At 59.3% G+C, this 14,520-nt stretch carries 12 protein-coding genes and 1 pseudogene; 5 read left to right on the top strand and 8 right to left on the bottom strand.

Annotated features, from left to right (window positions below; translation table 11 throughout):
• Nucleotides 1-1,105 (bottom strand): annotated as a pseudogene (locus PGR10_RS01485) (LLM class flavin-dependent oxidoreductase).
• 145 nt (nucleotides 1,106-1,250) lie between these two features.
• A complete protein-coding gene (locus tag PGR10_RS01480; RefSeq protein WP_430922792.1) occupies nucleotides 1,251-2,144 on the bottom strand; it encodes a LysR family transcriptional regulator in 894 nt (297 codons plus the stop codon).
• Between the two features lie 107 nt (nucleotides 2,145-2,251).
• On the opposite strand from PGR10_RS01480, the gene PGR10_RS01475 reads away from it, so the two are divergent.
• Together PGR10_RS01475 and PGR10_RS01470 are read left to right on the top strand one after the other, a co-directional pair.
• Nucleotides 2,252-2,857, top strand: a complete 606-nt coding sequence (locus tag PGR10_RS01475; RefSeq protein WP_113374131.1) for a cysteine dioxygenase — start codon at nucleotides 2,252-2,254, stop codon at nucleotides 2,855-2,857.
• A complete protein-coding gene (locus PGR10_RS01470) occupies nucleotides 2,850-4,430 on the top strand; it encodes a rhodanese homology domain-containing protein (RefSeq protein ID WP_430922791.1) in 1,581 nt (526 codons plus the stop codon). Before PGR10_RS01475 ends, PGR10_RS01470 begins: the two co-directional genes overlap by 8 nt.
• A gap of 54 nt (nucleotides 4,431-4,484) precedes the next feature.
• Here the strand turns inward: PGR10_RS01470 and PGR10_RS01465 are convergent, their stop codons facing one another.
• Nucleotides 4,485-5,888 carry a DUF7594 domain-containing protein gene (locus PGR10_RS01465; RefSeq protein ID WP_430922790.1) on the bottom strand — a complete coding sequence of 468 codons (1,404 nt, stop codon included), beginning with the start codon at nucleotides 5,886-5,888 and terminating at the stop codon, nucleotides 4,485-4,487.
• Nucleotides 5,889-5,968: 80 nt separating this feature from the next.
• Nucleotides 5,969-6,688 carry a polyphenol oxidase family protein gene (locus PGR10_RS01460; RefSeq protein WP_113374134.1) on the bottom strand — a complete coding sequence of 240 codons (720 nt, stop codon included), beginning with the start codon at nucleotides 6,686-6,688 and terminating at the stop codon, nucleotides 5,969-5,971.
• A 136-nt stretch (nucleotides 6,689-6,824) separates the two neighbouring features.
• On the opposite strand from PGR10_RS01460, the gene PGR10_RS01455 reads away from it, so the two are divergent.
• The 3 genes from PGR10_RS01455 to PGR10_RS01445 are packed head-to-tail and all read left to right on the top strand — an operon-like array spanning nucleotide 6,825 to nucleotide 9,626.
• Nucleotides 6,825-7,883 carry an ABC transporter substrate-binding protein gene (locus PGR10_RS01455; RefSeq protein WP_430922789.1) on the top strand — a complete coding sequence of 353 codons (1,059 nt, stop codon included), beginning with the start codon at nucleotides 6,825-6,827 and terminating at the stop codon, nucleotides 7,881-7,883.
• Nucleotides 7,873-8,880: a FecCD family ABC transporter permease gene (locus PGR10_RS01450; protein WP_430922788.1), complete on the top strand. Its 1,008-nt coding sequence runs from the start codon at nucleotides 7,873-7,875 to the stop codon at nucleotides 8,878-8,880. Before PGR10_RS01455 ends, PGR10_RS01450 begins: the two co-directional genes overlap by 11 nt.
• Complete coding sequence (locus tag PGR10_RS01445) at nucleotides 8,877-9,626, top strand: ABC transporter ATP-binding protein (RefSeq protein WP_430922787.1); 750 nt, start codon at nucleotides 8,877-8,879, stop codon at nucleotides 9,624-9,626. The genes PGR10_RS01450 and PGR10_RS01445 overlap by 4 nt, the downstream gene beginning before the upstream one ends.
• Here PGR10_RS01445 and PGR10_RS01440 read toward each other — a convergent pair.
• The 4 genes from PGR10_RS01440 to PGR10_RS01425 form a co-directional block, all read right to left on the bottom strand.
• Nucleotides 9,613-10,350: a substrate-binding domain-containing protein gene (locus PGR10_RS01440; protein ID WP_430922786.1), complete on the bottom strand. Its 738-nt coding sequence runs from the start codon at nucleotides 10,348-10,350 to the stop codon at nucleotides 9,613-9,615. The two genes, PGR10_RS01445 and PGR10_RS01440, sit on opposite strands and share 14 nt — an antisense overlap.
• A 58-nt stretch (nucleotides 10,351-10,408) precedes the next feature.
• Entirely contained in the window at nucleotides 10,409-11,245 is an 837-nt protein-coding gene (locus PGR10_RS01435; protein WP_213793757.1) for a shikimate dehydrogenase family protein, read from the bottom strand.
• Between the two features lie 15 nt (nucleotides 11,246-11,260).
• Nucleotides 11,261-12,583, bottom strand: coding sequence for an MFS transporter (locus PGR10_RS01430; protein WP_213793758.1), 1,323 nt, complete (start codon nucleotides 12,581-12,583; stop codon nucleotides 11,261-11,263).
• Between the two features lie 76 nt (nucleotides 12,584-12,659).
• Nucleotides 12,660-14,510, bottom strand: coding sequence for a bifunctional sugar phosphate isomerase/epimerase/4-hydroxyphenylpyruvate dioxygenase family protein (locus PGR10_RS01425; RefSeq protein WP_271031875.1), 1,851 nt, complete (start codon nucleotides 14,508-14,510; stop codon nucleotides 12,660-12,662).
• Nucleotides 14,511-14,520: the final 10 nt, after the last annotated feature.

The following is a 14,520-nucleotide window of genomic DNA, read 5'->3' as shown; positions in this document are numbered from 1 at the left end:
TCAGCAATAGGGTGTTGCCTCACGATGCGCGCTCCGCCACGGCGCGCAGCGCGGCTTTTTCGCGGGTAATCGGCAGCAGCGCTTTGCCATACTCCTGTGCATCGTTCAGCGGATCGAAGCCGCGGATCAGGAAGTTACGCACGCCGAGGTCGTAGTAGTCGAGCAGCGCATCGGCAACCTGTTCCGGCGTGCCGACCAGCGCGGTGGAGTTGTGGCCGCCGCCCACCAGCTGCGCGATGCCGGTCCACAGGCGTTTATCCACCACCTTGCCCTGCGCCGCCGTAGCGCGTAGACGCTGCGCGCCAACGCTATCGGGCTTGGCTTTAAAGCCCCCCTGGTTCTGCGCCGCCCGCTCGGTGGCGACATGCAGAATATGCTCGGCCTTCTCCCAGGCTTCCGCTTCGCTATCGGCGATAATCGGCCGGAACGACACGCTGAAATCGATCTCGCGCTGATGTTTTGCCGCTTCGGCACGTACCCGCTGGATAGTTTCCGCAGTCTGCGCCAGCGACTCCCCCCATAGCGCGAAGACGTTAGCGTGTTTACCGGCAACCGTAATTGCCGCTTCCGATGAACCACCGAAATAGAGGGGAATATGCGGTTTCTGCAGCGGGCGAATGGCTGACCAGGCCTGTTGCGCCTGATAAAAATCATTATCGATGTCCACCGGCTGTTCGGCGGTCCAGACTTTGCGGATGGTATCGAGGAAGGCGTCGGTGCGCGCATAGCGCTGGTCGTGGTCGAGATAATCGCCGTCACGGCGCTGCTCGGCGTCATTGCCGCCGCTGATGATATGTACCGCCAGCCTGCCGCCGAGCAGATGTTCGAGGGTGGCGAATTTACGCGCGGCGAGAGTTGGCGAGACAAAACCGGGGCGGTGCGCCAGCAGGAAAGCTATCTTTTGTGTCGACAACCCCGCCAGCGCGGTCACCAAAAAGCCATCGGGTTGATCGGACCAATGCCCCACCAGCAGACGGTCAAACCCCGCGGCTTCATGTGTTTGCGCGAAGCGCGCAATATAATCACGGTCAAAAATCGGCCCTACCGGGGCGATGGTTTCTGACGACAGGCGGTGGCCGATCATGCCGAGAAACTGAATGCTCATACAGAACTCCTGGTAGCAAGGTAATGAATGGGCCGCGGCGGCGGCGCGTTTTCATTACCCTATACACAGGCACTTAATGAACAAAATGCATTTTTATCATAACTTAATATGCAAGATAAGCATTTCTTAAAATAACATATACGTATCAGAAAGATGCGTTAAGTTGCTGGACCACTTTTCCGGCGAAAAAAGTCAGCGGCTGGCTGAGGTTAGCCAGATTCAGCGCATGTACCAGCCACAGATGCACTTGCGGCTGAAAATCCGCGAGCGTAAGCGTGGCTACTTCGTCGCGCCACGGGCTGGCCGCCAGCGCGGCGCGAGGCACCAGGCCAAGCCCCAGCCCCTGCGCCACCAGGCTGATTTGCAACTGGGCGCCGGCGGTCTCGACGTTCAGCGCAAGCCGCAGCCCCTGCGATTGTAGTTCGCGGATTAGCCCGGCCCGCAGACCACAGCCGTCGGGATTCAGTATCCAGCCTCGCTGCGCACAGTCGCGCAGCGCTCCGGCGTGCAGTCGCCAGCTTTTCGCCGCGATGACCACGATATCCAGCGGACACAGCAGCCTCCCGCTGTAGCCGTCAGCAAAGCGCTGCTGTTGCGGTCCCATCGCCAGAACACCATCCAGTTCGACGCTCTCCAGCCGTTTTTGCAACAGCCCGCTCCAGCCGCAGGTCACCTGCGGCTCCAGAGCTGGGAACTGCTGGCGTAGCGCGCTCAGCGCCGGCTGGAGGGCGATTTCCGCCACGCTCTGCGGCACGCCAAGACGCAGAACGCCCTGCGGCTCCGCCTCCGGGTCAAGCAGACCGTACAGCTTTTTAGTTTCCCGCTTGATGCTCAGACATTGTTCATACACCCGGTGCCCGGCGGCGGTGAGCGTCAGGGGCCTGGTCTGGCGCTCCAGCAGCGTCACATTGAGGGTTTGCTCAAGGCGCTGAAGCCGACGGGTAATGGCCGATTGGGTAATGCCAAGATATTCCGCAGCCTGGTTTAGGGAGGAAAACTGCACGGTAGCCAGCAGAGCATCAATGTCGTCGATACGCATACAATCCTTAATGTGATTTTTGCATATTAATATATGCGGAAATTGCATTTTAATTATATTAACGCCTTTGCTAGCGTAATGACCAGTCCCGACAACAGGAAACCACCATGACCGCACCGCGAGTGGAAAAATTACGCCAGTTCATTCAAGACCTTGATGCCCTGCATCGCCAGTTTACCGATGAGGCCCCCCTGCTCGACGCCGTCGCCGTGCGCCTGGCTTCGCTTGTGCAAAAAGATGACTGGTTACCGGAAGAGTACACCCTACCGCATCCCCACCACTATCAGCAGTATTTGCTGCATGCCGATTCCGGCCAACGTTTTTCGATTGTCAGCTTCGTCTGGGGGCCGGGGCAATCGACGCCGATCCACGACCATCGGGTCTGGGGAGCCATCGGTATGTTGCGCGGCGCGGAGGAGAACCAGCGCTACCGACTCGACGAACGCGGTTTACCGATCGCCACTGGTCCTGCTGAACGGCTTTCACCCGGCAAGGTGGAAAAAGTCTCTTCCCGCGATGGCGATATTCATCGGGTGAGTAATGCGCTCGCGGACCACGTCTCAATCAGTATTCACGTCTACGGCGCTAACATTGGCGGCGTCCGGCGTGCTGTTTATACCGCGGATGGGATCGCCAAACCTTTCGTCTCCGGTTACTCCAACCGCCACTTGCCCAATATCTGGGATCTCTCAAAGGATAATGAATATGCCTGACTACAATTACCGCCAGCCAGCCGAGGTGCGCCAGGCGCTAATCGATGGCGCGGAAGTGGCGCTCATCGATGTTCGCGAAGAGGCCGCATTTGCCACTAACCATCCGCTGTTTGCCGCTAATTTGCCGCTCAGCAAGCTGGAGCTGGAGATTTTTCGCCGCGTGCCGCGCCTGACGACGCCGATTACCCTCTACGATAACGGCGAAGGTCTCGCGGAGCAGGCCCTTGAACGGCTGCAACGCTGGGGCTATCAGGATGTCGCGCTACTGGCAGGCGGACTGACGGGCTGGCAGCGTAGCGGCGGTGAGCTCTTTCAGGACGTTAACTCACCGAGCAAAGCGTTCGGCGAGCTGGTAGAGAGCGAGCGCCAGACTCCCTCGTTGAGCGCTGAGGAAGTGAAGGCGCTGATCGAGGGGCCACAGCCGGTCGTGGTGGTCGACGCGCGTCGTTTCGATGAATATCAAACGATGAATATTCCCGGCAGCATCAGCGTGCCCGGCGGGGAGCTGGCGTTACGCATCGAAGGCCTGCTGCCGTCGGCGCAAACGACAGTGATCGTTAACTGCGCCGGCCGTACCCGCAGCATTGTCGGTACCCAATCGCTGCGCAATGCCGGCTTAGCCAATCCGGTATACGCACTGCGCAACGGTACCATCGGCTGGACCTTAGCCGGACTGGAACTCGAGCACGGCCAACAGCGGCGCTACGACGGCGATTTCCGCGCCTCAGCGCAGCGCGTGGCTGCGGTGACGCAGTTGGCCGAGCGCGCTGGCGTGGCCTTCATTGATGCCCCGACTTTAGCCCGCTGGCAACAGCAGCCGAGCCGCACCACCTATCTCTTTGATGTTCGCAGCCCCGAGGAGTATGCCGCAGGCCATCTGCCGCACAGCGTGAATGCCCCTGGCGGCCAGCTGGTGCAGGAAACCGATCATTACGCCAGCGTACGCGGAGCGCGGATTGTGCTGGTCGCCGATGATGAGATCCGCGCGCCGATCGCGGCGTCCTGGCTGGCGCAGATGGGCTGGGAAGTGGCGGTTTTACGCGATGTCCGCGTTGAGCAATTGAGCGAACGCGGCGTTCCGCCCGTCAGCGTACCGCCGGCGCCGCAGGCTGAGGAGATAACCCCAGCGCAGTTAGCGGAACAATTGCGCGAACCCGGCACCGTGGTACTGGATTTCACCACCAGCGCGAACTATGTCGCACGGCATATCCCCGGCGCCTGGTGGCTGGTGCGTTCACAGCTGCGCCAGGCGCTTGAGCTCATCCCTCCCGCAAAACGTTACGTTGTCACCTGTGGCAGCAGCCTGCTGGCCCGCTACGCCGTGCCTGAAGTCGCGGCATTGACCGGTAAGCCGGTGCAACTGTTAAGCGGCGGGACGCTGGCGTGGATTGATGCCGGGCTGGCGCTGGAACAGGGCGAGACGCATCTGGCAACAGCGCGCAGCGATCGCTATCGACGGCCTTATGAAGGAACCGATAACTCCGCTGAGGCGATGCAGGCTTATCTCGACTGGGAGTTTGGTCTGGTGGAACAGTTAGCGCGCGATGGTACCCACGGCTTTAAGGTGTTGTAAGTCAAAAACCGGTGGCGACACGGCCACCGGGAATAGCTTACCTTTTATTGCGAATTAAATTTCCGGGGTGGTTTTAAAACCAACCAGCATCAGGATCGGCTGCTTCTGCGCCGCTGCGGCGTCAAACTGATAGTGGTTGCCCTGACGGTCGCCGCCGATGTACCAGGAGATTTCGGTTTTCCCTTCCGCCAGCGCCTTACGCACCGCTTTATCGATATCCACCATCCGATACTCACGAGATGAATTGAGATACAGTTGAGCATCTGAATTGTAGCTGCAGGTCGGGCGATGCTTCCAGGTCACGCTTGACGCGCTCCAGCTATTGCTGGCCGGATAGAAGAAAATCTGATCCGCGCCGTTGGTTTCAACCTTGCCGCCGTACAGACGCAGACGATACTTAAACAGCGACGCATCCTGATCTTTCGGCAGCGCCGGGATTTTAAACTTCACCAGGGTCAGGGTTTCCGGGTTGCTGGTACGGCCGCCGTTCTTCCAGTTATCGGAAATCTGCAGCGCTTCAGGCGCCCCGAAGTTAACATTCGGCTGCGCGCTCTCGACCACCGCATTTTCTTCCGCCAGCGAGAAGCTATAAGGCACGTTGGTCCCACAATCCATACCGTCATTCATACAGTGTTCGGTCATGAAGTGCGCGCCCTCGACCGTCCAGCCGTTCATGAAATCCGCATGGGCAGTATAGATGCTGCCCCACTTCTCTTCACGTTTATCGCCCTTCATAACCGGGTCCATCGACAGCTCAATTTTTGCCGTGTCCAGAGACGTAATCTGCGGCAGCACGTAGGCGATATTCATATTAACCGTCGGGATTTTTACCGGATAGTCGGCCGGGCAGGCGCCGTTGACATCATAGGCGGCATTGCTGTGACCGTGGCTCGGTTTGAGGTTGACGCCATCCCAGCAGTTGGGGAACTGAATACCGATATTAAACTGTACGGCATCGCCCGCTTTACGCAGGCCGCAAACCTCACCGGCTTTGTTGCTATAGCCTTTACCGTTGGCGCACAGGAAGGTTATCCGCGAGCTCGGCGCGGAGCCGTGGTGGTCGCCAGCCAGCAGCTCTAACCCCGACGGGAAAGGATGCAGCGGATACTGTTCGACTTTGGTCGCCTGGTAATAGGTTTTCTGATAAGCCGGAGTGACAATTTGTCCATCCGGCAACTTCATTGACGGCGCCCAGTATGCAGAACTGTCGGCCTTGTTATCACAGGTGGTTTCCGGCTGTGCGCGCAGGGTTTGATAGGTTGAGACCGCGTCGGTGTGGCTATTGCCGAAGAAATCATGCCACATCGCCTGGTTAGGCATGCCGAACATCATAATCGCGTCGTCGCCAAGGGTGTGACTATAGCCGCATACCGCCTGGGCTTGCGGTCCTGCATGGGCGGAAAAAGCGCTGGCGGCCAGCAGCGGCGTCAGGGCCAGTACAACTGAGTTAGCTTTCATTTTACGATCCTCCTTGTTTGAAGGACCGTAGAGATAGCAAGCGTGCGCCGATGTTACACATCAGCAAACATCATTTTATCTCATTCACGCATAATCCATGAATACTGGAAGGTTTTGGCCGCCGGAAAATGGGTACGCCGACGGTAGGAGCCGAGCGCCTGCGGCGTACAGTAGGTACAGCTTCCCAGCCATTCGGTATTTTCCGCCGCCACCCCGGCCTGTTGCAACACCCGTTGCGCCAGCGCGCGGAGATCGAACCACAGATTATCGCTACCGGTCGCCTGCGCTTGCCCGGTTCCTGGTGGGGCGAGGCGCTGATGAAAGAGCTCGTCGCTGTACCGTTTTGCCAGCTTGCCCGCCGGCATGGTCAACAGCGTTCGATAAAAATCGGCCGAAACCTCATAGCAGCAGGCGTGAATATGCGGCCCGCAGACCACCACAATCTCTTCTGTCGCCACCTGATGCTGGTGAAACAGCGCCAGGCTGTTTTCAATAATGCCGCTCGCCGCTCCGCGCCAGCCGGCATGCACGCTACAAACATAGCGCCCATCCCGCGAAGCCATTAACAGCGGTAAACAGTCGGCGGTGACGACGCCGACCTTTTGCCCACGCAGCGCCGTAAACACCGCATCGGCATGCGGCCGCTCTGCCTGCGGCTCCTGATAGTGATGAACAACATTGCCGTGCACCAGCTTAACCGGCGCCATTTCGCTGTACGGAAAGGCGGCGGTTTCGTGCACATCAAGAAAAGCGTAACGAATACCGGGAATATCACTTAACAAGCGGGATGGATAAGACATAACGTCGCATGAATGGATTGGTGGTGGATTTACCGTAGGCCAAGGCTGCTCGCTACGCAAGATGTTGATGCTTTGTTTTTGGCATCGCTATATAATTTAGTATATATCGATTATTCTTATCCAACCGGGTTAATCCATGTCACCACACCGTTTACTTTTAGGCCTGGCGCTGTGTAGCGCCAGCCTGTTCACCAGCAAGGCCTTTGCCGACCGCACCGTTACCGACCAGCTGGGTCGCCAGGTTACGCTTCCGGATCACATCACCCGCGCGGTCGTCCTGCAGCACCAGACGCTTAATCTGCTGGTCCAGTTGAATGCCGGCGACGATATCGTTGGCGTGTTAAGCAGCTGGAAAAAACAGCTCGGGCCGCAGTTTGTCCGCTTTATGCCCGCTATTGAAAAGCTGCCAACGCCGGGTGATTTAACGCAGGTCAATATCGAAAGCCTGCTGGCGCTGCATCCACAGGTGGTGTTCGTCGCTAATTACGCGCCGCAGGCGATGATCCAGCAGATCCAAAATGCCGGTATTCCGGTCGTCGCGATATCCCTGCGCCAGGACGCGGCGGGAGAGAAAAGCAAAATGAATCCGACGATGGCCAATGAAGAGCAGGCCTATAACAACGGGCTCAAACAAGGGATCCGCCTGATTGGCGAAGTCGTCGAACGCCAAAGCCAGGCCGAAGCGCTGATTGATTACACCTTCGCGGCGCGGGCAGAAGCTAACGCCCCGGTCGCCGGTATCCCTGAGAATCAGCGGGTGCGCGTGTACATGGCCAACCCGGATCTCAACACCTACGGCTCCGGCAAATATACCGGTCTGATGATGAAGCATGCCGGGGCGCTGAACGTTGCGGCCGCGACGGTTAAGGGGGCGCGTCAGGTCTCGCTGGAACAGGTTCTGCAGTGGAACCCCGAGGTGATCTTCGTCCAGGACCGCTATCCGCAGGTGGTCAAACAGATTGAAAACGACCCGCAATGGCAGACGATAGACGCGGTGAAAAACCACCGCGTATGGCTGATGCCGGAATACGCCAAGGCCTGGGGCTATCCAATGCCAGAGGCATTGGCGATAGGCGAACTGTGGATGGCGAAAAAGCTCTATCCTTCCCGCTACCGGAACGTCGATGTCGATGCCAAAGCGCAGGATTACTATCAACGCTTCTACCGCGTGAAATGGACGCCGAATGCGCAGTAACCTTCACTGGGCCCTGCTGCACGGCGGGCTGGCGGCGGCAACGTTATTTATCGCTATCGCTTCGCTATGCCTGGGGCAGTACCCCCTCAGCCTGAATGAGGTCTTTCATGAGCTTACGCATAGCGCGTCCGCCAGCGCCGTCGCCGGGCAGATAGTCTGGTCAGTCAGACTTCCCAGGGTAGCGATGGCGCTGCTGGCCGGCGGCTCGCTGGGGCTATGCGGCGCGACTTTACAGGGCGTATTCCACAACCCGCTGGTCGACCCGCATATCATCGGTGTGACCTCCGGCTCCGCCTTCGGCGGCACGCTGGCGATCCTGCTGGGTTTTGACATCATATCGATGATGGGTTGCACCTTCTTCTTCGGCCTCGCCGCGCTGATGTTGGTTTATCTGATTGCCAGGCTACAAGGGCGTGAAAACACGCTGGCGCTGATCCTTTCCGGCATTATTCTCAGCGGTTTCTTTGCCGCGCTGGTCAGCCTGATGCAGTACCTTGCCGATACGGAAGAAACCCTGCCGAATATCGTTTTCTGGCTGCTCGGCAGCTTTGCCACCGCCAACTGGCACAAAGTGCTGTCCATGGCGCTGCCGGTCGCCGTCGCCGCCGTTATCCTGCTAAAGCTGCGCTGGCGTATCAACCTGCTGGCGCTGGAGGATAAAGATGCGCACGGTCTTGGCGTTTCGGTGGCCAAATTGCGCCGCGGAGTGTTGGTTTGCTGCGCGGTGCTGGTCGCCGCCCAGGTCGCGGTTAGCGGCAGCATCGCCTGGGTCGGGCTGGTGATTCCGCATCTGGCGCGACTGCTGGTCGGCGCCGATCACCGCCGCCTGCTGCCAACGGCATTCTGGCTCGGCGGCGCGTTTATGGTGGTGGTGGACGACCTGGCGCGCACCTTAACCCAGGCGGAGATTCCAATTGGCATTATTACCGCCCTGCTCGGCGCGCCGCTGTTTACCCTTTTACTGATTCAGTCTCAACGCCGCGGAGTGGCCCAATGAACATTTCCTTATCACTGGACGCCCTGCGCTATGGTCATCGTCAGCCGCTCTTCGCCCCACTATCAATGCAGTGCCGTCACGGGCAAATCTGGGCAATTCTGGGCGCCAACGGTCGTGGTAAAAGCACGCTACTGGATACCCTGACCGGCGTTCTGCCGCCGCTCGGCGGGAAATTTAGCGTGGACGGCGGCGTCGCCATCGTGCCGCAGTCATTTCGTCCGGCGTTTGGCTGGCAAGTGCGCGATGTGGTGCTGATGGGGCGCGCCCGCCACGTCGATCTGTTCGCGCAGCCGGGGCCGGAAGATGAACGGGAGGTTCAACAGGCGCTGGCGCAGTTGGGGATCGACGCGCTGGCCAATCAGCTTTTTCGCGCCCTGTCCGGCGGTCAGCAGCAGTTGGCGCTCATAGCCCGCGCGCTGGTCAGCGCCAGCCAGAACATCCTGTTAGATGAACCTTGCTCAGCGCTGGATCTGGCCAATCAACAGATTGTGTTACAGCTGATTAGCGACCTTGCTCATCGGCAGAAACGCACGGTGATGTTCACCACCCATGATCCGACTCACGCCCTGCAGGTCGCCAGCCATACCCTGCTGCTGTTGCCCGGCGGCGAATGGCTGGCGGGAGAGTCATTCGCAGTGCTCAGCGAGACAAACCTGCGCCGCGCCTACGGCCTGCCGGTCCACAAAATCCATCATCCCGGTAGCGCGGTGCCGTTACTGGCGCCGCAGTTTACTATCCATCGTTAACGGCCAAAAAACCTGCCGCGCGCAGAAAGTTCTGCCCTTCTTCCGCGGTGATAAAGCGCCGTAGCTGCCGCGCGGCGGCGCTTTCCTCAATTTCCGCCAGTTGATATTCGCAGCGTATATTCCACGGCTCGGGAATGAGTAACGTGCGAAACTGCGCGCTCTCCGTCATCTGAACCGCATAGTGGGCGTAACCGATAAACAGATCGGCAAAGCCTTCGCCAATCAGCCACGCCCCAGCGGTAATGCCCGACGGCACAGTCAGCGACGCCCGGCCGCCGACCAGCTGCTGTGCCCGGGCCATCAACGCCCGTCCGAGCCCCGGAAAGCTGGCCTCAAGGCGAGCGAAAAGCTGCCATGTGTAATCACCGGAGGGATCGCAGCCCGGCGTGGAGGTCGCCAGCCGCAGTCGCCCGTCGCGAAGCAACGCCAGCCAGTCAGCGCGATCGGTGTCAGGCGTGCGGCGCGCGGTCAGCATCAGCCGGTTGGCGGCAAACGAACAGCAATTTTTCGCAAGCCCGGCCTGCAGCAGCGCCTGAGGGTGTTCGGTATTAGCGCAGGCGAACAGCGAGCAGCGTTCACCGCCTTCAATGCGTTCGCGCAGCAGACCGGCCGGGCCGAACTGCGCCTCGACAGGAATGCCGCTAAGTTGCTGAAATCGCGCCAGCAGCGGGAGGAAAGCGCTTTTCAGGCTCCCCGCCGCCAGCAGCGTCAATGAAGTGGTCATCACACGAATCGCTATAAAGACAAAAACATAACGCTAGGGTAACGCCTTTTTTGCTGATTCAGTAGCGAATTTCGGCCCGTTCGCGCAGTTGTTCCGGCGTCGCCACCGGGAGTTGGAAGAACTCGAGATAGGCCGGGATCATCTCGAATAGCATATCGGTACCGCGCTGAATCGGGCACCCCAACGTCTGCGCCGCCCGCAGTAGCGGAGTGTATTCAACACTCATCACCACCTCGCCAACCCAGGTGCGCGGCGACAGGCGCGAAACGTCCAGCGGTAGCGGATCATCCGCTTTCATACCCAGCGGCGTGGCGTTGACCACCAGATCCTGCGCGATGGGATCGCGCTGCATCAGGACGAGCTCCAGACGTGGATAGTGCTGATGCAGCCGCTCCGCCAGCGCCTCGGCGGCGGCTTCACAGGTGTCGAACAGCGTCAAGGTACTGACCCCTGCGGCCGCCAGCGACGCGGCAATCGCCGAGCCGACGCCGCCGCAGCCGATCACCAGCGCTCTCGCCCCTTGTGGTTGAAAGCCCTTGCGCTTAATCCCCAGAACAAAACCTTCGCCATCGAACATATCGCCGCGCAGGCTGCCATCGACTTCGCGACGGATGGCATTACAGGCGCCAGCGATTGCCGCCGTCAGGCTCAGCTGGTCTACCAGCCCGCAGGTAGCCATTTTATGCGGCATGGTGACCAGCGCGCCGACGATATTCGTCATGGAAAACAGCGCTGGCACCAGCGCCGCGTAATCCGCTGGTTTCACCCCCATCGGCACCACTTTGACGTCCGCCTCACAATGGGACAGCCATGGGTTATAAATCATCGGCGCTTTAAAACTAGCGGTCGGATAACCAAGATGCGCTATCAGCCGCGTATGACCACTAATGATCATGCCTTACTCCTGTCGTTACTGCGAAAGTTCGATGCGTTTAACATCGCCAAGAATAAACAGATAGGCCACTACGCCAAGCAGCGCCGCGCCGCCGATATAGACCAGCGCGTAGAAGAAACTACCGGAAGCGGCAACGATAAAACCGATAATCAGCGGCGTGAGGATCCCCGCCAGATTGGTACAGAAATTAAAGATGCCGGCGGTTATCCCGCCAAGCCCCTGCGGCGCGATATCGGAGATTAGCGTCCAGCCGAGGCCAACCATACCCTGACCGAAAAAGGCAAAAGACATCATCAGGATCACCGCCAGGTCGCTCGGCAGCCAGTTGGCGGAAATAATGCTGCTGGCCATCATCAGCCCGACGACGATAGGCAACTTACGCGCCAGATTGGCCGAACCGGTGGCTTTCAATAGCTTGTCGGAGAGCCAGCCGCCAAACAGCACGCCTCCCGCCGCGGCGAGGAACGGCAGGATGGCGAAGAAGCCCACTTTCAACCATGCCATGTGGCGCTCGGTCGCCAGGTAGGTTGGAAACCAGGTCAGAAAGAAGACCAGCACGGTATTACCAGCGAATTGACCCACGCTGGCGCCAATCACCTGTCGTTTTGCCAACAGTTGGCGCACCAGCGGCCAGCTAAAAGCGTTTTTTTGCCGCTGCGCGCTAGCCAGCCCGCCGCCGCGAAGAATATGTTCGCGTTCACTGTCGCTCAGGCGACTGTCCTGATGGGGTTCGCGGTAGCAACGCCACCAGACCAGCGCGAACAGGATGCCAACAACCCCGACGCTGATAAACAGCGCGCGCCAGCCGAAGCTGCCCATAATCCAGAACAGCAGCGGCGAGAAACAGGCCAGCCCGAGATATTCACCGACGGTGTAGACCGCCGTGGCCTTCGCGCGCTCCTGCTGCGGAAACCAGGTACTCACTACCCTGCTGTTGACCGGAAAACAGGGCGCTTCACTGACGCCAAGACCGAAGCGGCACAGCAATAGCGTTTTTAAGCCAATCGCCATACCGTGAAATAAGGTGAACAGCGACCACAGCGCCAATGAGAGGAAATAGGTCACCTTATTGCCGAAACGATCGAGGAAAATACCGCCGGGAATTTGCGCCAGCGCGTAGGTCCATGCAAAGGCCGAAAAAACAATTCCCATAATGGCGGCATCAATGCCGAGCTCGGCGGTCAGTCTCGGCGCGGCGATGCCAAGCACCGTGCGGTCGAGATAGTTAATCATCGTGCCGACGGCCAGCAGCGCCAGGATCCCGATACGCCGCCGGGAGCGAGGCACGATGGTCGCGGTATCCGCCGCCGTCGCCTGGTTATGGCTATAAGAGTTCATAGTCGTGTCCTGTCTTGAGTACAGATGAATGTTGTTATTGTGTTTGCGATGTCGTGTTGTGAACCATTTGCTACGTTTAGCTGTACTGCATGGCCGAAAGGCGGACAGCGGCATTCACCGCGCCGTACTGGGCGTAACCGTCGCGCCGTTCGGTTAATTCGAAGAAGAAGCGCCCCGCCGCGAATGGCCGGGTATAGAGATGCAGGAATTCGCCGCCGTGGGCGTCACGGTCATAGAGGATTTGCAGGCGTTGCAGCGTCTCTACCTGCGGCTCTCCCCCGAAGCGCGCCAGCAGATCCTCATAGTAATTCGCCGGGATCGGCAGCGCGCTCAGCGCGGCCTGCGGCAGACTTTCGAGCGTTGCGGGTAAATCGCGACAGGCGAAAGCGGCGTGCTGTAGCCCGGCGCCCTGATAACAGGCGACCGACCGCGCAATCTGCGTGGCTCGACTTTGCGAAATATTCAGCGCCAGACGGATATCGCCCTGCGGACTATGAACCGCCAGGCTGCGTACCAGGCCGTATGGATCGGGCAGCGTCTGTTCATGTTCGAGACTGAAGCCGAAAACCGTACGGAAAAAGATAATCCAGTTGTCGCGGCTGTCGGCCTCCATGCCTAACGCCAGATGGTCAATACCGCTGTAATCGTCGCGCGGCGCTGCTGCCTGTAAATGAAAATCGCGGGCGTAGATGTCGTCACCGGTTTCAACCAGGTAGATCAGGCTGCCATCCGGGGCGCAAACCGCCGGGATCGAACTCTCATTAGGCCCGGCATCCCCCTGCCAGGTGGCATAACCGTAGGCGCGGGCGCGCTCCACAACCGGCGCGCTGTGGCTCACCCGCAGCGCCATTGCGCACAACGAGATGCCGTGGCGCTGATGAAAATGGTCGGCCCAGCTGTGCGGCTGCGCGTTAACAATCACCCGCGCCTCACCATTGCGCCAGAGCGCAACCTGCTTAGACCGATGCTTGCCCTGGAGCTTAAAACCCAACTGCGTCAGGCGCTGGCCAAGCGCGATAGACTCCGCCGGACTGGCGGCGAACTCAATAAATTCCAGACCGTCATAGCGCGGTAGCGCAGGTGGTGAAAATAACGCCGCATCGCAATCGGCAAGCTGCCGATGGGTCTGCTCCTCGAGCCACAGCAACGACCGGTAGCCATCTTTTGCCGTGGCGCCGTTGGGTGAGGCGCGAAAGCCGTCATTGAATATCTCCAGCGACCAGGGTCCGCGATAGCCGCAGAGGGTCAGTTCACGGGCGAAATCCACCAGCGGCAGTTGCCCCTGGCCCGGGAAGCAGCGGAAATGACGGCTCCATTCGAGAACATCCATCTTCATCAACGGCGCGTCAGCCAGCTGCAGGAAGGTGATTTTCTCAACCGGCACCTCGGCAAGTCCTTGTAGATCATCCCCGAGCGACAGAATATGGAAGCTATCAAGGACGATGCCCATCGCCGGGCTGTTCACCCGCTGCACCCGTTCCCATGCCTGACGCCAGCGGTTAACGTGGGTTCCCCACGCCAGCGCTTCGTAGCCAATGACGATCCCTTCCTGCTCGGCAAGATCGGCCAGCATGCGCAGGTCGGCGACCTGTAGTTCGATATCGCCGGAACAGTCCGGCTGGACATTGCTACAGAGCAGCATGGTATTGCAGCCTAATTCATGCATCAGAGCGAATTTCCGCTTAGCCCGCTGCAGGTTAGCGGCAAACTGCGCGCGGCTGGCGCCCTCGAAATCGCGAAAGGGCTGAAAAAGCGTGATTTTTAGCCCTAATTCAGCGGCAAGGTTGCGAATATCGCGCGGCGTGCCCGTATAATAGAGCAGATCGTTTTCAAAGATTTCAACGCCCTGATAACCGGCCGCAGCAATAGCATGCAGCTTTTCGGGTAAAGTACCGGATATCGAAACGGTAGCGATGGAACGCAACATAAGAGTCCTC

It is taken from the genome of Klebsiella sp. 141198 (assembly GCF_050600785.1).
Taxonomy (GTDB): domain Bacteria; phylum Pseudomonadota; class Gammaproteobacteria; order Enterobacterales; family Enterobacteriaceae; genus Klebsiella; species Klebsiella aerogenes.
Note: the sequence above shows the minus strand (reverse complement) of the source record. Positions and strands in the feature narration are given on the sequence as shown.